Annotated in this window: 10 protein-coding genes; 3 read left to right on the forward strand and 7 right to left on the reverse strand. The window is 56.4% G+C overall.

The genetic code is table 11. The features are described from left to right. Positions 1-80: 80 nt before the first annotated feature. On the reverse strand, positions 81-1,367 hold the full coding sequence (locus tag ABD890_RS17145) for a PQQ-binding-like beta-propeller repeat protein (protein WP_345092381.1): 1,287 nt from the start codon (positions 1,365-1,367) through the stop codon (positions 81-83). Between the two features lie 298 nt (positions 1,368-1,665). On the opposite strand from ABD890_RS17145, the gene ABD890_RS17150 reads away from it, so the two are divergent. Further along, positions 1,666-2,493 carry a DUF4339 domain-containing protein gene (locus ABD890_RS17150; protein ID WP_345092385.1) on the forward strand — a complete coding sequence of 276 codons (828 nt, stop codon included), beginning with the start codon at positions 1,666-1,668 and terminating at the stop codon, positions 2,491-2,493. A gap of 156 nt (positions 2,494-2,649) precedes the next feature. Further along, positions 2,650-6,216, forward strand: coding sequence for a PVC-type heme-binding CxxCH protein (locus ABD890_RS17155; RefSeq protein ID WP_425548483.1), 3,567 nt, complete (start codon positions 2,650-2,652; stop codon positions 6,214-6,216). 16 nt (positions 6,217-6,232) lie between these two features. Here ABD890_RS17155 and ABD890_RS17160 read toward each other — a convergent pair whose 3' ends face one another. The 5 genes from ABD890_RS17160 to mfd all read right to left on the reverse strand — a co-directional run bounded on the left by ABD890_RS17160 (position 6,233) and on the right by mfd (position 19,281). After that, positions 6,233-11,446 carry an SdrD B-like domain-containing protein gene (locus tag ABD890_RS17160; RefSeq protein ID WP_345092391.1) on the reverse strand — a complete coding sequence of 1,738 codons (5,214 nt, stop codon included), beginning with the start codon at positions 11,444-11,446 and terminating at the stop codon, positions 6,233-6,235. A 51-nt stretch (positions 11,447-11,497) separates the two neighbouring features. Further along, complete coding sequence (locus ABD890_RS17165) at positions 11,498-12,526, reverse strand: WD40 repeat domain-containing protein (protein WP_345092394.1); 1,029 nt, start codon at positions 12,524-12,526, stop codon at positions 11,498-11,500. A gap of 278 nt (positions 12,527-12,804) precedes the next feature. Beyond that, entirely contained in the window at positions 12,805-14,091 is a 1,287-nt protein-coding gene (locus tag ABD890_RS17170; protein ID WP_345092397.1) for a citrate synthase, read from the reverse strand. Positions 14,092-14,461: 370 nt separating this feature from the next. Beyond that, a complete protein-coding gene (locus tag ABD890_RS17175; RefSeq protein WP_345092400.1) occupies positions 14,462-15,943 on the reverse strand; it encodes a peptidylprolyl isomerase in 1,482 nt (493 codons plus the stop codon). A 95-nt stretch (positions 15,944-16,038) separates the two neighbouring features. Then, positions 16,039-19,281, reverse strand: coding sequence for a transcription-repair coupling factor (gene mfd / locus ABD890_RS17180; protein ID WP_345092403.1), 3,243 nt, complete (start codon positions 19,279-19,281; stop codon positions 16,039-16,041). A gap of 137 nt (positions 19,282-19,418) precedes the next feature. Between mfd and ABD890_RS17185 the strand changes: the two genes are divergently transcribed. Further along, positions 19,419-20,066 (forward strand): beta-xylosidase family glycoside hydrolase, encoded by a 648-nt coding sequence (locus ABD890_RS17185; protein WP_345092407.1) that lies wholly within the window; start codon positions 19,419-19,421, stop codon positions 20,064-20,066. 89 nt (positions 20,067-20,155) lie between these two features. Here the strand turns inward: ABD890_RS17185 and ABD890_RS17190 are convergent. Beyond that, the coding region (locus ABD890_RS17190; RefSeq protein ID WP_345092410.1) for a hypothetical protein at positions 20,156-20,373 on the reverse strand (218 nt) is incomplete at its 5' end.

A 20,373-nucleotide genomic window follows, 5' to 3' on the forward strand; every position in this document is an offset into this window, starting at 1 on the left:
AACGCGCAAGTGAATTTGCCACAAAAAAAGGCCCTGGAAAAACTCCAGAGCCTTGAACTTTTTAGTCAATAAGGGGGCACTTATCGACGCAAGTCGTAGCACATCAACTTATCCTGCTCTCGCAAGTAAAGCTTGCCGTCAACGATGACTGGGTGAGCCCAACTCTCCCGTTCCTGGTATTCCGGGGTAAGTGTCCCTTTCAGGACGTATTCCTTCGGATTGGCTTCTACCAGGGCCAGAATGCCCGATTGGTAGCGATAGATAATGTTGCCATCTGCGAACAGAATCGCGGCCGAACCCTTACCTTCGGGACGGAAGTCGCCACCCCACTGCACTTTGCCAGTTTTCATTTCGACGCAGATCGGGAAACCAGCGTTGTGCTTGGTGCCGGCGTAGATGTAGTCGCCAACCTTCACCATCCCACCATGGTGGTTCTGGAAGGTCTTCGAGTCGAGGAAGTAAACTTCTTCCGCGACAATCTTGCCACCCTTGTTCTGGATATGAACCAGGCCCGCTCCGGTCTGATAGCCGGTCGAAGCGAAAATGTAATCGCCATCGATGATTGGATCGGGGATGTTTGCCGTGCCGTTGGCAACCGCGTTGTACGACCACAGCAGTTCGCCAGTGTTCGCGTCGACACCAATCAAGCCGCGGCCGATCAGTTTGACGTATTGCTTGCGACCGGCTGCGTTGCAGACCAGCGTCGATGAATAGCCTGCTTCGTCCTTGCCCTGGTCGCCCAGTTCGGCGTCGCCGCGTGGGGTGACCCAGATTTCTTTACCCGTCTTCTTATCGAGGCAAACCAGCAAAGCCTTCGACGATCCAGCACCACAAATCAGGCGATCTCCGTCGATCAGTGGCGATTCGGCAAAGCCCCAGGTCGGCAGCGAGGCGCCGTATTCTTCCTGCAGATTACGTTTCCAGACGACGTCACCCGACTTGCGGTTCAAGCGAGCCACGGTCCCTTCCGACATCACGACGTACAAGTCGTCGCCATCGACGGTTGGTGTACAACGCGAGCCTTCGTAGCCGTGACGTGGCACTTTGTCAGTCAGAATCTTCTTCCAGGCGACCTTCTTCGAGTTCAAATCGAAGGCGACAACAGCCTGGCCGTCGTCGAAGTTGCCCGTGGTGTAGAGGTCGTCGCCGACGATTGAAACGCTGGCGTAACCGGCTCCCAGGCCTTCACCCATCCACAGCAACTTGGGCTGCTGATCTTCCCAGTTCGAGATCAGACCGGTCGCCGACGATTTGCCGTCACGATCGGGACCACGCCACTGGGGCCAATCCTTCGCGGTTTCTGCAGCGAAACCAGGAACGGCAAAACCAAGTAAAAGGATGGCAATCGCGCAAAGCCGGGTATTCATGCAGATTCCTTGATGCAATAAGGGGGAACTCAAGTTTGTCAGGCGACAATGGAAGGCAGGTTCGCCGTTGGATAGAATAGAGGCGTCTTATCTGCCAAGGGGAACCAGGTCCGGCGAAAGTTTAGACCGCCGTAAATTCCCTTGCAACTAATCGTTATATTCACTTATCCACAGTGACGACAGCTTCCCCACGCGAATTTAACGGGCCAGGCTCCAGAAAATGGGCTCGTTTTATCAGTCGGGAATGGTGACCGAACCCCTCGTTGTGCCCCTTTGTCGTAGGAATGGATCGGCCCGCATGCCTTCGCCCTCGTCCAGTTCAACTCAATCTGAATTGCGATGGTATTACGCCGTCGACGATGCCCACGTCGGTCCCGTTTCTGCCACCAAGTTCTGGCAATTGGCTGAAGAAGGTGTGATCAAAGGCGAAACACTCGTCTGGTGCACCGGCTATACCGATTGGGTCCCAGCACGCACGATCGATGGTTTATTCCGCTCTCGATTGGGAAGGTCGAGCGACTCGAGCTTCTCGGGCAGTTCGGCCAGTTCCTCCCAATTGCAGCCCACACCGATGAAGCCGCCGGTGGTTGAAACGCCCGAAGTCGAAAACGACACGACGCTGCTGATGCAAATCGCCAAGTCCGGAATCTTGCTCGGACTGCTCTGCGTCGTGTTTACCCGTGGCTGCGATCAAATTGATCAGGCTCGCGTGGAAGGTCTGGCAGCGGAACGAAGCATTTCAGAACAAGAGTTCGAGCAGCGCGAACAATCGGAACTGCGACCGCTGCAAGACAAAGTGACCGAGTTAAGTGCCCCCAATTACGTTACCGCCGAAGACAAAAAAAGTCTTCAGGAAGCGGTCGAGGTGTTGAAGACATCGAAGGTGCTATTCGCGACCGAACGAGAGCAACTCGAAAAAGAAGAATGGGGACCTCTTCGAGCGGAAGAGAAACGCGTCGCATCGGAAAAACAATCGGTGCAGATGTTCCGCAAGATTGCTTCGCTGTTAGGAACAACTCTGACGCTGCTCGGCCTCGGCGTCGCTCTATTTTATGGGCCATCGGACCAGCAACTGGGGATCTGGATTGTGCTGGGTGTGGTGATCGCGGCGGCCTATCTCGCATAATTATCAGGTTGCCTCAGGGTTGTAGTGATTTCTGCACGAACCCCAGCGATTTTACATTTGCCGGGGGAACTGTTTGGATTCGGTCCGGCAAGTTTTTACATTAGGCCTAGAAACTTTCCTGACACCCTCCCCTGCCCCTCCTCGGAAAGCTGATCCATGCCCCTGCCCTGTCCTTTCCTGCGCGGATCTGTCGCCGCATTGCTTCTCGCGACTTCTTTGGCCTTGCCATCTTTTGCGGCTGAAAGCGATCAACCCTTTGTACCTCGCCGGCAAGCGGGCGTACCTGGTCCGCCCCTTTCGCCTGAAGAAGCCATTGCCAAGATGTCCGTGCCGGAAGGTTTCTCGGTCGAGGTCGTGGCGGCCGAACCTGATTTGGTGAATCCAGTGGCGATGACCTTCGACGAGAAGGGACGCATCTGGGTAACCGAGAGCCTGGAATATCCTCGGTTCGAACCGGGCCCCGGCCGCGACCGAATCAAGGTGCTGGAAGATACCGATCAAGATGGCAAGATCGACAAGGTGACGGTCTTCGCCGAAGGGCTCAACATTCCTTCAGGCATCGCGGTTGGTTATGGCGGCGTTTGGGTGGCCAACGCTCCGGATATCCTCTTTCTGCAAGATACCGATGGCGATCTGAAGGCCGACAAGAGGGAAGTCGTGGTGACCGGCTTCGGTCGGACCGACACCCACGAGCTGCCGAACTCGTTGACCTGGGGGCCCGACGGTTACTTGTACGGGCTCAACGGCGTGTTCAATCACAGCCACGTCAAGCATCGTGGGAAAGACTTTGTTTTCACGTGTGCCCTGTTTCGCATTGATCCCCGGACCCGAGAATTCGAGCTCTTCTGCGAAGGGACGAGCAATCCTTGGGGTATCGCGTTCGATCCGAATGGCGAAGCCTTCGTGAGTGCGTGCGTGATCGATCATCTGTGGCACCTCACCGAGACTGGCTACTATCACCGACAAGGTGGACCGTATCCTCCACATACCTGGAAGATTGGTTCGATCGTTAAGCATAAGCACCAGATGGCGGCTTATTGTGGGATCGAGTATTTCGATAGCGATGCCTACCCAGAGGAATACCGCAACTGCTTGTACATGGGCAACATTCATGGTGGCTGCGTCAACGTCGACGTGCTGCAGCGTGATGGCTCGACGTACTTCGCCAAGCCTCGTCCCGACTTCATGACCGCCAACGATGTGTGGCACATGCCAGTCGATCAGAAGACCGGACCCGATGGCTGCTTGTACGTGCTGGATTGGTACGATCGCTACCACTGTTATCAGGACGCATTGGCTCGCCCGGCGGATGTCGATCGGTTGAAAGGACGACTCTATCGGGTTCGCTACCAGCAAACGCCCCGGGCCGAACCTTACGACCTGACCCAGGAATCGGACGAACAGTTAATCGCTCGGCTCGGTTCACCGAATTTGTTCTTTAGAGAGCTGGCTCAGCGTGTGCTTTCCGAACGCGCGAGCGAATCGGCTCGGCCGAAGCTGGAAGCGCTGGTGCTCGATTCGGCTGTCTCGCAAAAGATCCGGCTGCATGCCTTATGGTCGTTGATCGGTGCGCGACAGATCGAAGACGCATTCACGCTGAAGCTGCTGAGCAGCGACGACGAGCAGCTTCGCCGCTGGGCGGTTCGTTATCAAGGGACCGTGCCTTCTGCCAATGCCGACGTGGCTGCGAAGATCCGCGAGTTGGCCCACGATCGAAGTGCCGATGTTCGCCTGCAAGTCGCGATCCTGGCACCTCAGGTCGATTACTTGCCGACGGTCGAAACGCTGCTCGAGGTTCTGCAGAACTCTCCCGACGACAAATTGATTCCGCACATTGTCTGGCAGAACTTGCATCCTCAGCTCCAAAAGGAAACGCCCAAGTATCTGACGCTGATGAGTGCCCCGCCTTACTCCACCAGCCCTACGGCGTTGTCGCTGTTGCCAAGGGCCGCCGATCGCATTCTGGGGACGCCAGGGCTTTCGGTCGAGCATGTCTCGCGGCTCGTTCAGTTGTTGGCTTCGCAGCCAGGACAGCAAACGCAGCTCGCGGCTTGCCTCGCTCGGATCTCGGATCAAGCGCGCTCACGAGAACTAACCGGCGAGCGGTTGGCTCAACTGAAGAACGACATGGCGGAATCGCTTTCGTCGATCATGAAGGCCGGGCCAGATCATCCAGGCTATTACCATGCGGCGAATCTCGCCTTGGCCTGGCACGATGCTGACGCGATGAAGATCGTTCCAGGCGTCTTTGCCGCGGCGAAGACCGCGACCCCGCAGCGTGTCGCCGCTCTCGATGCGATGCTTTCGGCCGGCCATCCTCAGGCGATCGAACTTGTAACGACTTACCTGAAACAACCATCGGTGAACGAGGCCGAAGTGGGGCAGGTCATTCAAACGTTGGGCAAATCGACCTCGGATGAAGTAGGTCAGTTGCTACTTGCCCGGCTCGATTCGTTCTCGACAGCAAATCGCCCGAAGGTGATCGAAGTGCTCCTGCAGCGACCGCAATGGACGTCGCAGTTGTTGTCGCAGATCGAAGGCGGCCAACGCAGCAAAGATCTGCTCTCGGTCAACCAACTCCAGCGATTGGCCAGCAGTTCGACCGACTCGATCGGAAAGCAGATCGCTGCGATTTACGGCAAGATCAGCACCGGTCGCGATCCTTCGCGAACTTTCGTCGTGGCGCAGATGCGGCGGCTGGTAACTTCCGCTGAAGGTAATCCCCATCGCGGCATCGAGGTCTACAACAAGCTGTGTGGACAGTGCCATAAGCTGCATGGCGAAGGTCAGGAAGTCGGGCCAGAGATCACCGTCAATGGACGTGGAACGCTGGAGCAGCTTCTCTCGAACGTGTTCGATCCTAGCCTTGTCATCGGCAAAGACTACCAGGCCGTCACGGTGCTGACGGTTGAAGGACGCGTATTGTCTGGCTTGTTGGTCGAAGATAGTCCAGCACGCGTCGTCTTGAAGATGCAAGGTGGCAAACAAGAGACGATTGCTCGCGACGACGTCGACGAGATGAAGGTTTCGGACACTTCGCTGATGCCGGAAGGAATCGAGAAGCAGCTTTCGCCGCAAGAGATCGTCGACCTGTTCGCCTATCTATCGCTGACGAAGTCCCCCGACGATCCGGCAGCCGAGTTGATCGCAGGCGCCGGCACGATCGATCCGGCCAAGATTGTTCTGCCAGCGACGGCTCGCAATCTTTTCGTCGATGCTAAGGTCGCCACGAACATCGCTCAGTTCGATGCCGGCAACCGGGGGAATGCTCGTGACATGATCTTTGTGCCCGGGCAGAACAAGTTCGACCGCAACTCGCAGTGGCACGAGGCCGGCGTGGCCGGTGGTGCTGACCTGGGCGTGTTGGCGGAAGAAGAGGCAGTCACATGGACCGCAACGTGGGAGAAGCCGGTGGAAGTGAACTTCATCACGCTCTCGGGCGTGTATCCCAATCAGCCGCAGCCAGATACCGCTTGGGCAGTCGAAGTTCAAATCAATGGCAACTGGCAGACGCTCGAGCGAGGTGTCGGCGGCTGGTATAACAGCGGCCGATATGTTTGGGGCTGGCCGGGTGCGGTGAGTGTCTCGATCGAGGCCTTACGAGTAAAGGTGTTCAGCTCGAACGAAAAAACCCCTGTCCGCAGCGTTCATTTTCGCGGCGAAGAGGGGTTCTCGTGGTTTGCTGGCAGCCTACCGCCGGAAGCGAATGTGATCCGGCAGTAGGTTTAATCGGCTTCGGTTAGCTTGCCTTGCGGGTCGCAACGGTGACCGAGCCTTCGCGGTTGGCATGGAAGACGCCTGGATCATCCGTGCCATCGCCGTCCCAGTCGCCAACGGTTGGGATGTCTTCCCAGTCGCCGAGTTGGAAGACCTTGTCGGTTGGATCCATTTCGTGGTTGCCGTTGTCGTCCAGCATCCACTGGCCGCCACGGTAGACACCGATTTCGTCGATGCCGTCGCCATTCCAGTCACCTACAACTGGGATGTCGCCTTCCTGGCCGTAAGCGAAGATCTGATCGACTTCTGGATTCCAGCGACCGTCGCCATCGGAATCGATGTGCCACATGCCACCACGGAAGACAGCGATCGTGCTGATGCCGTCACCGTTCCAGTCGCCAACCAGGCCATGATCGCCACCCACACCGAAGTGGAAGGTGTGGTCGATCAGGTCTTGGCGGAACTTGCCATGCTGGGCGACCTTCATGACGCGGGTACCCAGTGGAGCATGTTCTTCGCGAGGCGGAACGTTCTTTGGCTTCTCGATCGAAACCAACTTGTTGGCAACGTCTGGTAGACCTGGATCTTCCTTGACGGCCCGTGGATCGTTGGGCCATGCCTGGCCATAGATACCGATGTCGTCTTTGCCGTCGCCATCCCAGTCACCCACGACTGGCTGATCGCCGTCGTAGCCGAGCTTGGCGTACATGTCTTCTTCGTCCCAGCGACCATTGCCGTTGAGATCGATGAACCAGTGGCCATCGATGAAGACGCCCAGTTCTGTCACGCCGTCTCCGTTGAAGTCGCCTGCGACCGGAATCGCATCCTTCGAGCCGAACAAACGTTGCAGCAGTTCGGATTCTTCACCATCGTCTCCTTCGGTCATCAAAGTCCAGCGAGCCTGGCCGAGGTTCTCGAAGTTCCACGGATTGATCTCGCCGCTGGCCGAAGTCAGCCAGAACGATTCCGATGTCGCGACCGGTTCTTTACCACGTGGGCTCCCGGCATCGACGATGCTGAGGTGCCAAGTGTAACCAACCGCTGAGCCACCGTAAGGTTGGATCAGCAGCGGCAAGTTCAGCAGTTCTGCCGGTGGAATCAAATCTGGTGTCGTCGGAGGAATGGCCACGATCGGTGGAGTAACCGGAGGCGTTCCTGGTGGAATTTCCGGTGGCGGAATGAACGGCACGACGCGGATTTCGCTGAAGTTGTTTTCCTGCGACTCGGTACCACCCACCACAAAGATGCGAATGATCGCGTCGTTGCCTGGATCGACCGACAGCGACGAGACTTCGGCACCGGTGGTGCCTGGGTTCACGGCCAGACCGCCCGTGGTACCAACAGAATCGATGCTGTCGATGTATCCTTCTGGGTGGATCTGATAGACGGCGTAGAAGCCAGTCTTCAGGCCCTCGAACTTGTAGAAACCATTGGCATCGGTCACCACGCGGATGGGACCGTCGCCGTAAATGCCTTGCAGCACCAGGTCGCTACTGCCGTAGATTGGCTGACCTGTGAAGCCATCTCGGAGCTCGAGCACGACACCGGCCAATGGCGTATCGTCAGCGGTTCGTTGACCGTCACGCAGCGAGCCGATGTTGTCCGGCACTTCGCCTGAGGCACTGCTGATGACATCGCCATCCTGGAACACATAACCTGAGAGAGCCGCCGGAGGCAGTTCACAGAAGTTGTGCTCGTCCAGGTGCTCGCCCGAGTGGGTTACGATGTTCGAGATGCGGTCGGTCACCGAAGCATCGGCCAGGCCATTGTGGTCGATCTGACCACCCTGGAAGTAGCCAGTCGGCTGAGATTCGACGACCGTGTAGGTACCAGGTGGCAAGCCGTTGAACTGGTAATGGCCGTTGGCGTCGGTCGTGGTCGTGGCGATCACGTTTCCGTTGGCGTCCAACAGGCTGATCAGCACGCCTTCGATTGGATCTTCATCAGGATCGAAGATGCAGTCCTGGTTCGGGTCGACATGGACGAAACCACCGATCGAAGTTGGCAGCACTTCGCCAAAGTCATACTCGATACCGGATTGACCGAACTTCAGTTCGATCGTGTGGATCACATCGCCAGGATTCGTGGCCGAACCCTTCGTGGTTCCATTGACCGTACCGGCAGCATCCAGACCGTCGAGGTAGCCGGTTGGCTGCGTTTCGACAATGCGGTAGATACCCTTGGTCAAACCAGTGAAGTGATAGTAACCGTTCGAGTCGGTCACCAGCGTATCGACCAGGTTGCCGTTCTCGTCGAACAAACGAACGGTCGTTCCGGCGATGCCTTCTTCGCCTGCTTCGCGGATACCGTTGTTATTGCGGTCGTGATAGACGTAACCCGACAGGTCGGCCGGTTCGCTTTCGCAGAAGTCGTATTCAACACCGTTTTGACCGGCCATCAGGACGATCGATTCGATGCGGTCGTTACCGTTGAACTGGCCGACAGTGATGCCCTCGATCGTACCGATCGAGTCGCCACCATCGATCAACCCCGGAGGCGTGACTTCGACAATCGTGTAACTGCCTGGCAGCAATTCGCCGAAGAAGTAGTCGCCGTTGGCGTTGGTGGTGGTGGTCTTCAGCAGGTTGCCATTGGCATCGTACAGATGAATGGTGACCCCTTCGAGCGGACGCGACGTTTCCGATTCGTGATCGCAGTTACCATCTTCGTCGGTCAGGTAGACGCTACCCGAGATCGACGCGTAAAGGTATTCGCCGAAGTTGTAGTTGATACCATGCTCGTCGGAACCGATCGTGATGCCGTTGATTTCGTCGCCAGGATTCACGGCGACACCGCGGATCGAACCGTTGATGGTACCTGCCGAGTCGAGACCATCCTGGTAAGCGATCGGATGGGTTTCGATCACGCGGTAGTTGCCTGGCGCCAGGTTCAGGAACTCGTAGAACCCGTTTTCATCGGTGGTGGTGATGAAGGTTTCGTTGGTGTCGGTGTTGACCAGCGTGACGGTCACGCCGCCGATACCTTCGTCGCCACTATCTTTGGTGCCGTTGATGTTCTGGTCGTGGTAAACGTACCCGCTCAACGAACCATGTTGGATTTCGCCGAAGTTGTACTCGATACCTTCGTCACCCCATTTGACGTCGATCAGGGTGAGTTCGTCGCCAGGGTTGATGGCGGTACCGACGGTCGTGCCGAAGATGGTACCGGCCGTGTCGAGACCATCGATGTATTCAAACGGTTGGATTTCCGCGATGCGGTACTGTCCCTTCACCAGGTCAGTGAACTGGTAGAAACCGTTGGCGTCGGTGATTGCCAAACCTGCTTGGATGCCGTTCTCGTCGAACAACTGAACCAGCACACCCTCGATGCCTTCTTCGCCTGCTTCACGGATACCGTTGTTGTTACGGTCGTGGTAGACAAAGCCAGACAACGTGGCTGGCAAGTGTTCGCAGAAGTCGTAGTTCTGACCCGAGTCGCCTGAGAACAGTTCGATGTTCGCGACTCGGTCGTTGCCGTCAAGGTTGCCAACGTTGATGCCGTTGATGGTACCGACATGGTCGCTACCATCGATCAGCCCCGGTGGGGTGATTTCTTCGATGGTATAAACGCCTGGCATCAGGTTGCCAAAGTAGTAGTTACCGTCGGCATCGGTCGTGGTCGTGGCGACCAGGTTGCCATTGGCATCGTACAGATTGATCACGGCACCTTCGATAGGCGTCGTGTCGATCCCTTCGCCGTAGCAGTTGCCTTCTGGATCGGTCAGGTGAACGTGGCCGCTGATTTCAGCCGGACGGATTTCGCCGAAGTTATAGTTCACGCCGGACTGGCCACCCTTCAGCGTGATCGCGCCGATGCGGTCGCCAGGATTCGTAGCGTTTCCCGTCGTAACACCGTTAACGGTACCAGCGGTATCCAGACCATCCTGATAGGTTGGCGGCTGGACGACTTCGATCACTTCGTACACGCCTGGTGGCATGTTGGTGACTTTGTAGTAGCCGTTGGCATCGGTGGTCACCAGGAACGACTGCGGATTGCCCAGTACGTCGACCCCTTGCACGCGGATCTGGACGCCAGCGATACCTTCTTCGCCTGCTTCCTTGACGCCGTCGTTGTCGCGGTCGTGGTAGACATAGCCATCGATCATCGCTGGCGTGGCTTCCGCGAAGTCGTAATCGACCGCGGCGGTTCCACCGAGTGGAATTTCGATTTCGGTCAGGATGTCGGGATCGCCGTTGACGATCGATCCGCTCGACGTGCCGTCGACGCTACCTGGGACGGCACCCACGCTGAAGTAACCGGTTGGCTGCGTTTCACGAACCTGGTAGGTGCCTGGATCGAGACCCAGGTCGGTACCAAACAGGTAGTTGCCATTGGCGTCGGTGACGACCGTGTGACCGGTGTTCACGAAGACGCCATTTTCTTTCTTCCACAGCGTCAGCGAAACGCCAGCGATCCCAACTTCGCCAGGATCTTGAGTCAGGCTGAGGTTTGGATCGTGATAGACGGTACCACTGATCGAGATTGGCAGCGGATCTTGCAGGATGCTGCCGAAAGCACCGTCGGTTCGGTCGCGGTGGCCGGTCGAATTGTCGGCGGGTAGGTCCAAGCCCGAGGCAATCAACTTGGGATCGTAGGCATCGATGAACTTGGTGTTGACGGTCGCATCTTTGTAGTGCGGTGCCGAGAATTCACCCGTCAGCAGCGTCCCGTGGAATTCGGCACCCGAAGCGATTGGGTCGATCAGCGTTTCGGCTGGATTGTTCGGATCGTAAATGATGATTTCATCAACGTCGATCGAGAAGCGGAGTTCTTCGCCTGCATCGAAGCCAACAAAGTCAATGATCAACCTCAAGCCGTCGTCCGAAACGGTTGCGACGACCGAATCGATTCCATTGGCCGAGATCAGCTGAAACGGGAAGAAGGCATCGGCACCGAGGCTACCTTCGGACGTGTCGAAGATCACGTCGCCTGCGCTCAGGCCAGGGATGTTGCCGAAGTTTTGGATCTGATCGCCATCGATAATCAGGCGAGTCAGTTGGGTGCCTTCCGCACCGCCATCGAAGGTCACGATGAACGTATCACCATGTTCGTCACCACCGGCGCCGTCTTCTTCGTGATAGATCGCACCCAGTTGGATGGGATCGGCGTCCATGACGCGTCGTGCTTCGAGAGCCTCGATGCCGCGCGAACGAACTGGACGATTGAAAGCTGCGTTCTTTCCGCCGCTGAAAAAGCTACGGAAACGTTGCAATGCATCTTTATAGTGGAAACCCATCAGGCGACTCCTGTGCCTTCCTTTCGCATCCATGCGAAATTGGTGACCAAATTATTTCGAGAAACGGCTGACCGGGACCGTTAACACGGGGGGGGATTTTTGCGCGGTGCCCAAGTCCCAAACGCGGATCGTGGTATCGAACCCGCTTGAGATCATTGTTTGCCCATGGACATCGAGCGTTGCGACAGTGCCTTCATGGCCTGCCACGTGATCAACTTCCTGATACGACGTCAGGCTCCACATGCGAACCTCGTTATCGCTTCCACCAGTGGCGACGGTGTCGTCGTTGGCGAGCGAAACGGAAAACGTCTTGGCATCTCCTGTCGAGATCGATGCCAATTGATGCCCGGAAGCGGCATCATGAATCTTTAGGGTGCGGTCTTCACCGCCCGAGATGACTTTGGAACCATCGGCCGAGAAAACCAGGCCATGGATACGGTCGGCATGAGCGCGGATATCACGAACACGCTCGCCGGTGTTGGTGTTCCAGATGCGGATGACGCCGCTACGTCCGGCGGCTGCCACCTTCGAGCCATCGGGCGAAAAGCAGACGGTTCGCTGGTCTTCACTGGCAGCCTTCAGCTTGTGAAGGACATCGCCGGTGGCTGGATTGTGGATCGCAATCACGTCGGCGAAGCCTGCCACAGCCAAACGCGAGCCATCGTGGTTGAAGTCGAGTGCCGTGACGACCGACGGAAATTCGCCGGTGCTTCGGAGTTGAATGTTCTCTTGGACATCCCACAGCAGCAACTGCTGATCGTTACCGGCAGTGGCCAGTGTCTTGCCATCGGGCGAGAAGACAGCGGCACGAACCCAATCGGTATGATCTTTCAGCGTGAACAGGACGCGACCGGTCGAGATCTCCATGATCCGGACATAGTGGTCGTCGCCTGCGACGGCCATCAGCTTTTCAGCTGGATGGATGGCGACTTGGGACACGACCGGTGGGTGAAGCCGATCGACCGCAGGCTTCAACGTAAGTGCGTGTGACAACCGAACCGGTGGAGCCTGGGCAAGGGTGATTGACGGAACGACCAGAGTGGCGACCGCAGCCGTGGCACCGAGAATGTGCTTATACATCGTGATGTTGCGTCTCCCTCGCTGAACCGATGCCTCGGACTATCCGTAGTTCCAAGGCGTACGAGGGTATTTATCGACACAACAGAAAGGACTTCCTCAGGCGATCGCCGAAAGTTCGCTGAAATAGGTAAACTTTTCCGGATGCGCGACCGCATGCGCTGCTGGCAATACGGGAAAGTCGCAAGGTCCGTTCAAGTTTATGGGGCCTGCGAATACCTATGAAAAAAGGACACCCGAAGGTGTCCTTGATCGTTGGTCGTGATTCGTCGCCAGCGATGCTATCGCTTTTCGATTGGGACGAATTCTCGCTTCTGCTCGCCGGTGTAGATCTGACGTGGTCGACAGATTCGCTTGGTTTTCGAGCCGTGCATTTCTTTCCAATGAGCGATCCAGCCAGGCAGACGGCCCATCGCAAACAGGACAGTGAACATCTGAACCGGAATGCCGATCGCTCGATAGATAACACCGGAGTAGAAGTCGACGTTCGGGTAGAGCTTGCGTTCGACGAAGTATTCGTCGTTGAGAGCAGCTTGCTCCAGCTTCTGGGCCACGTCGAACAGCGGATCTTTGATATCGAGCTTATCCAGCAGGCGATCGCAGGCCTTCTTGATGATGGTCGCACGTGGATCAAAGTTCTTATAGACACGGTGACCAAAGCCCATCAGGCGGACCTTGCTCTTCTTGTCTTTCGCCAGCTCGACGTATTTGTCGACGTCGCCGCCGTTGTCGATGATCTCGTCCAGCATGTTAACGACCGCTTCGTTGGCACCGCCGTGCAGTGGTCCCCATAGGGCACTGATCCCGGCCGAGATCGAAGCGAACAAGTTGGCATCGGCCGAACCGACCATACGGACGGTCGAGGTACTGCAGTTCTGTTCGTGGTCGGCATGCACAATCAGCAGCAGGTTCAACGCGTCGACAAAATCGGGGTCGACGTGGAACGGTTCGCTTGGGACTGCGAACATCATCTGCAGGAAGTTCTCGCAGTACGACAGGTCGTTCTGCGGGTAGATGAATGGCTGGCCGAAGGACTTCTTATAGCTGTAAGCGGCGATCGTTGGCAACTTGGCCAATAGGCGGTGAATCGAAACTTCCACCTGTTGTGGGTCGTGTGGGTCGAGCGAATCCTGATAGAACGTCGACAGGGCACTGACCACGCTGGACAAAATTGCCATCGGGTGAGCGTCGCGTGGGAAACCGTCGTAGAACGATCGCATGTCTTCATGCAGCATCGTGTGGCGACGGATCGAATTGCGGAAGTTGGTCAGCTCTTCTTCGGTCGGTAACTCGCCGTAGATCAACAAGTACATGACTTCGACGAAGTCACAATTGGCGGCGAGTTCTTCGATCGGATAACCGCGGTACCGCAGAATCCCTGCTTCGCCGTCGAGGTAGGTGATCGCACTGGTGGTCGAACCAGTGTTCACATACCCTTCGTCGAGGGTGATGAAGCTGGTATCGCCACGCAACTTCGAGATGTCGACCGCCTTTTCATCTTCGGTACCCACGACTACGGGTAGATCGATCTCTTTACCATCGACGATAAGCTTGGCAGTGTCGGACATGCAGACTTCCTCACAGGGGGCGTGCGCAGTTTTCCCAGATGCTTTCAGACTAGCATTTTTCCGCAACGATGAAGGCATCGCAAGAAGGGCAATGCGGCCAATAGGAGGCGCGGAAACAAACTCTGGTCAGGTTCTTTTGATCGCTACTTTACTCGATTGTTCGACCCAACAAAATAGGCGGTCATGAAACAATCGTAGCGCATTAGCTCTGCTTATCCTGGTTCTTCCGAAGGGCGAGACTATTTCTTGGTGAAAAGCACCAACCAGGCCCTAGATGAACGCCTGGGAAATCCGGGTAATTTTCAGAGGATTTCCCAATTGTGATAAGTCTGTCAGCCGTAGATACCCCACAGGGAGGCGGCTGAGAGCATTACTTCTTTTCGTCGAAGATGGTCCAGACCTGAGCTTTAGACTTCACGTCCTTCAGGTAGGCATCCATTTCGGCCTGACGACGACCGTTCTGGATCTTCTCTTTGATGCCGACCTGGGCCTCGGTAAAGGGAACCATACCCGATTCCTTCCGATCAACAACGCGGACGATATGAAACCCCTCAGCCGACTCAATAATCGGGCTGAGTTGGCCAATCGGCAGGCTGAAGATCGCCTGGTCGACGGTTTCGTTCTTCAAGCTACCCTTGGTGGTCCAGTCGTACTGACCGCCGTTGGCAGCTTTGATCCCCTGCGAGTGGCGTTTGGCCACGGCATCGAGCGGGGCGCCTCGCAGAACCTGGTTCCCCATCTCGGCGGTCGCTTCCCAGGCCGCTTGGCGGTTAGGGAACTCGGAGAACTTCACCATCAATTGTTCCCACTTGGCCTTCGCGGACACTTGGTATTCGTCGCTATGCTCTTCGTAAAAGTCGAGCATCTGCTGGTGGGTGACCTCTTCGTCCTTTTTGATCTTCCGTTGAATCTGTTGCTGGGCGACCAGTTTTTCGACGAACTGGCGTTTCTTTTTCGCCAACGATCCGCCCATTTCGCGAAGTTTCATGTCGAGTTCGGCCTGCGTGGTGACCTCGGCATTCTTCAGGTCGGTCTCGAGCTGGTACTCGTCGTAGTTCTTTTCGAGCATCTGCTGCATCTCTTCTTTACGATCGGATGGGACCGATCGCATGAAGTCGAGATAGACCACCTTAATGTCAATCAGCCCTGGCAGCATTTGCTTGAGGGCCTGTTCTTTGAACTGATCGATCTCTTCTTCCGAAACCGCGGCACGCTGTTCAGGGGTGAGCGAGGCCATTTTTTCGTCGATCATTTGATTGACCGGGCCCAGTACGTCGCCAGCTAAAATGGGCTCGCCATTGACGATCGCGACAATTCGAGCTGGCTTGAACAGATCGTTTCCTTTGGCCGCCGCCATCGGTGGCTGCTGCTGCGGAAGGTTAGCAACCTGAGGGACCGCCTGCTGTGTTTGAGCCATCGGCGGAGCGTAATTGCCTTGCGGTGGAACCGAGTAGTAGTTGGCTGCGTTGCCAGTCGATGGGTAACCTGCCGGAGCGGCATAATTGACTGCGGCGGCATGCGTGGTGGGATAAGGAACCGGAGCCCCCGTGTTGGGCATCGTCGCAGGCGAGTCCGAAATCACCGCGGTGGTACCACCGGTGGAAGTTGGACTGGTGGCTGGCATCTGACGGGCAGCCGTGCGGAACTGAGGTTCCGACGCAGCGCGACGCTGTGCAAAGGGATCCGCCGGAGGTTGTTCGGCTGTTTGAGCCGAGTCACCCTTCCACGGATTCAACCAACCAAATTGTGCCCACGCCGGAGCGGGCGAAAGGAAGCACGTACCAAGGCAGACGCCCGTCAGGACGACGCGGCGGCCAAGGCATTTGCCAGTCTCGTAAGCAGCTGAAATCACGTTGCTTGACTTCCCATCCATAAGGAGCACCCATCCGGTTGCGGCTTCCTGCCGCTTTCGCGCGAGAATTTTGCGGGCGGAGTATAGGAATGCACCTAGTTCGCACGCAACATCAGTCTGGCAAAATCCAATAATTCTGATCCATCCATGCTGGCATTGGGCAAGGGAATATAGGCTTTCGCGTCATCCACGACGCGGAACTTTTTCCCCCGCAAGCGTGCTAGCTGCTGAATCCGAGAGGCATTGGTGTATACGAAGACGAGAAAGGTTTGATCGAGTTCCTCTTCGGTATAGATCGCCGATACCTGCCAGAAGGCTGCATCTAATTTCAGCGCGACTACCCGTAAAAGTTCATCAACTTCCTCTGGCGGGGGCCCAAAGCGGTCGCGCAGTTCTTCGCGGATCTGCTCGAGATCGTTGTCCGAAGCGATTCGCGTCATCCGGCGATAGAGGTCGATCTTCTGTCGCATATCGCCGATGTAGTCGTCGGGAAGATACGCCTCGATCGGCAAATCAATGTCGACATCGATCGACATCTTGGGGGGAAGTTTCTGCAGTCTGCGGACGGCACTTTCCAGTAGTTGGCAGTAAAGTTCGTAACCAACCGTGGCGATGTGCCCACTTTGCTGCGTCCCAAGGATGTTCCCTGCACCGCGGATTTCGAGGTCACGCATCGAGATCGCGAAGCCTGCCCCCATATGACTGAACTCTTCAATCGCGTGAAGCCGTTTACTGGCAATTGGCGTCAAATGTTTGCCCGCCTCCAGCAACATATAACAGTAGCCGCGATGGTGCGATCGTCCGACGCGTCCTCGTAGCTGGTGCAAGTCCGCCAGGCCATAGCGGTCGGCCTCGTCGACGAAGATCGTATTCGCATTGGGAATATCGAGCCCGCTCTCGATGATCGTCGTCGCCAACAACAAGTCGAACTTGCCATCGATGAAATCGACCATGACTTGTTCGAGGGCTCCTTCCGCCATCTGGCCATGCCCGATGCCGATTTTGGCTTCCGGAGCAATCCGCTGCAGTTTGGCGGCGACCAGTTCAATGTCTTGAACGCGGTTGTGGACGAAATAGATCTGTCCGCCGCGATTCAATTCTCGAAGAATGGCATGGCGAATCAGCTCGTCGTTCCAGCGAGAAACCTTTGTCTCGACCGCGACCCGGTCTTTCGGTGGAGTCTCGAGATTGCTGATGTCACGCACGCCTACCAGCGACATGTGCAACGTACGGGGAATCGGCGTGGCCGTCATCGTTAGCACGTCGATCGTGGTTCGCAGTTGTTTGAGTCGTTCTTTTACCTCGACACCAAACCGCTGTTCCTCGTCGATGATGACGACCCCAAGATTCTGAAAGGTCACATCTTGCGAAGCAAGCCGATGCGTCCCGATGACGACGTCAACGGTTCCTTCCTTCAGGCCTTTGACGACTTCACGTTGTTCCTTCGCTGTGCCGAAGCGGCTCAATCGAGCGATCGTGAACGGAAACTCGGCCATCCGTTCACGGAAACTTTTGTAGTGTTGCTCCGCCAGAATCGTTGTCGGAACAAGCACAGCGACCTGGTAACCATTGTCGACCGCTTTGAAGGCGGCCCGCATGGCGACTTCCGTCTTGCCGAAACCAACGTCGCCACAGAGCAGGCGATCCATTGGACGGGGCTGCGTCATGTCTTGTTTGATCGCATCGATCGCCAGCATCTGGTCGTCAGTTTCCTGGTACGGAAACGAAGCGTCGAACTCGTATTGCCAACGCGTGTCGGCGGCGAAAGCGATCCCGGGACGACTTTGGCGTTCGGCTTGAACTTGCAATAAGTCGGCCGCGAGATCCTTGACCGCCTTCTCGACGTTCTCCTTCTGCTTCTTCCAGACAACGCCGCCGATTTTGGCCAGTGGCGGCCGCGTCTTGCTGCCGCCGACATATTTCTGCACCAGGTCGATCTTCGACGCTGGCACAAAAATCTTCGTTTCGCCCTGGAATTCCAAGACGAGATGCTCTTCCGAGTTGCCTTGCTTTTCAATCAGACGCAGGCCACGGTATCGTCCAATACCATGCCCCAGGTGAACGACCAGATCTCCCTTCTTCAAATCGAGGAAACTGTCGATCACCTTTCCAAGGCGGCGAGTCTTGGTGCGATGAACCGAAGGACGATGGAAGATTTCGTTTCCGCTGACCAGCACCAGGTTGCCATCGCGGAAACGAAAGCCTTGCTGTAGTTCTCCCAGCACGTAGTGCAGTCGACCTGTCTTGGCGACCTGGGTGGCATCCAGTATTTCGTGTAGTCGTTCGATCTCGGCTTCGGTCTGACAAACGATGACGACGTCCAAACTTTGGCTGACGACATCCAGTTCGCCGCGAACGCGATCGACGTCGCCGCTGAATTGCTCAACCGATTCGAAATTGATATTAGCCGTGACGTTGAACGAGCCACTCGCGATCCCGGCGACCGAAACTTTGCGGAATCGATCGAGCCGAGCCACCGTTTCGGCAAACTCGAACGAATCACGCACGTCATCTACCCGGCGGAGATAGTCGCCTGCGGTTTGTTTCATCTGCTCCGGTTCAATCAGCATGAAGACCGCATCGTCCGGCAGGTATTCGATGAAGCTTCCCTGGTGATCTCGCGAATGCTTTAGCGCCGTGATGTCGATCTGCTTGAGAGACTCGACACTTCGCTGCGATTGCACATCGATCTCGCGGATCGATTCGATTTCATCGCCGAACAATTCGATCCGGACCGGGCCATTCCAGTCTGGGGCAAAGATGTCGACGATCCCACCGCGCAGCGAGAACTCGCCAGGCAGTTCGACCGCACTGGTCGAGTGGTACTTATGAACAAGTAGCCATTTCCCGAGCTCCTCAGGTTCAAGTTGCTCCCCGACCACCAGACGCCGACTGTTGGCCAGGATGTTGTCTTTGCCTGGAACGGGTTGGATCAAGCTTTCGATCGAAGTCACCAGCAGGCTCGGGCATTTGCCATAAACCAGGTGCTTCAAGATCCGCAGACGAGCCGCATAGATTTCGTCGTGCAGACGACGTTCTTCCGGGGATGATTCCCAGGCCGGGAACGAAGCGACATCGGCATCGCTGAAAAGGGACAGTGCTCCTTCCAGTTTTTCGATGTCCCCGAGGTGCGGAGTCACCAACACAACGTGAGGTGAGACGTTTCGCTGGAACGAAGATGCCGCCAGTGCGCACGCCGATCCCCAGATTCCTTCCAGGGTTGCGTCCTCGCCTTGCTTTAAGGCTTCCAGGACCTTCTGGAACGATTCGTTTTGCTCGAAACTTTGCGGCAGGCTTTTGAGCATCGCCGCCGCCTGGTGGGATATAGCAACGCTCATGTTTTATTTAGTCGTGAATTCTAGGGGGAATGATAGAATCGGGCCAAGCCGAGGCAGGGCAATTTGTCCGAGAAAGCTCTGGCAGCCTCCTCGTTCTTCTTTCAGGCCGCTCAACTCATTGCTGAAGGATCATGCTGGTGAGACTTTCGCTGCTTTGCTTGTTGTTCTTATTGATTCCGTCGGTTGCCCTTGCAGAAGAGGTCCCTGGCTGGGGCATTCATGTCGATCCGGTAGGGAATTGCCCGGTCGACTTCCTGGAGAAGGGGATCTCGATCACCGTGCCTGGCGGAATGCACGATATGAACCCGAAGCTCGGTTCGACCCACGCTCCCCGTATCTGGAATGAGGTAAATGGGGACTTTCTCTATGAGGTCCAAGTGAAGGACTTTGCCCGGCCCAAGCCGAAAAGCGGCGTGGAAGGCGCGAAGTCCTATATCGCTGCTGGCATATTGGTCTGGCAGGACGAAGAGAACCTGTTTCGTTGGACACGATCGGCCAATGGGGACAGCGGAGCTCTGTTTCTCGCTTGCGAGCAGTACGAGGGAGGCGAATTGGTGGGTGGAGGTGCCTATCCCCTGGAGGATAAGCCGATCTGGCTACGCGTCGAACGCCGCGGAGATCGTATCGCCGTGTCTGCCAGCTACGACAATCAGGCCTGGAAGAAGGTCCTCGACCGCCGAATTGGCCTGACAAAGGATGTCAAAGTCGGTGTGATAGGCCTGAGTGTAACCACGGCCGATGCAAAGTTCGAATTCGCCGACCCGTATTTGCTCGCCTCCGAGTGAACTTCCATGCCAAACGCATCCCAATAGTCCCTCCCAGGCAAACTTTCGCGGTTAATTTCCAAAATTATAACATGTTGTGATGTAAGGGCTTACAGTTCATTTCGGCTTTTGGTGGTCAAATTCTCGTCACCCCCGTTTGACAACCCCTGGCGGCCGGTGATACATTGCGTCCTTCCAGTTGAGGGAAACACCTCAGCAGGGAGCAAATCACTTTCTTCAGGAAGTGAAAACGATCTTTGACAATTTGGTTGGTAGATGGCATTTTGCGTGACGAAGCGATGCCGGGTTTGAGGTTTTTGACCTCGGG

Origin of the sequence: Bremerella cremea, from assembly GCF_039541315.1 — a bacterium.
Classification (GTDB): domain Bacteria; phylum Planctomycetota; class Planctomycetia; order Pirellulales; family Pirellulaceae; genus Bremerella; species Bremerella cremea.

What these genes read in the sequence shown, in the direction of transcription:
- mfd (WP_345092403.1), bottom strand. Translation starts at nt 19,281, where the DNA reads ATGAGCGTTGCTATATCCCACCAGGCGGCGGCGATGCTCAAAAGCCTG.
- ABD890_RS17155 (WP_425548483.1), top strand. Translation starts at nt 2,650, where the DNA reads ATGCCCCTGCCCTGTCCTTTCCTGCGCGGATCTGTCGCCGCATTGCTT.
- ABD890_RS17150 (WP_345092385.1), top strand. Translation starts at nt 1,666, where the DNA reads ATGCCTTCGCCCTCGTCCAGTTCAACTCAATCTGAATTGCGATGGTAT.
- ABD890_RS17170 (WP_345092397.1), bottom strand. Translation starts at nt 14,091, where the DNA reads ATGTCCGACACTGCCAAGCTTATCGTCGATGGTAAAGAGATCGATCTA.
- ABD890_RS17160 (WP_345092391.1), bottom strand. Translation starts at nt 11,446, where the DNA reads ATGGGTTTCCACTATAAAGATGCATTGCAACGTTTCCGTAGCTTTTTC.
- ABD890_RS17145 (WP_345092381.1), bottom strand. Translation starts at nt 1,367, where the DNA reads ATGAATACCCGGCTTTGCGCGATTGCCATCCTTTTACTTGGTTTTGCC.
- ABD890_RS17165 (WP_345092394.1), bottom strand. Translation starts at nt 12,526, where the DNA reads ATGTATAAGCACATTCTCGGTGCCACGGCTGCGGTCGCCACTCTGGTC.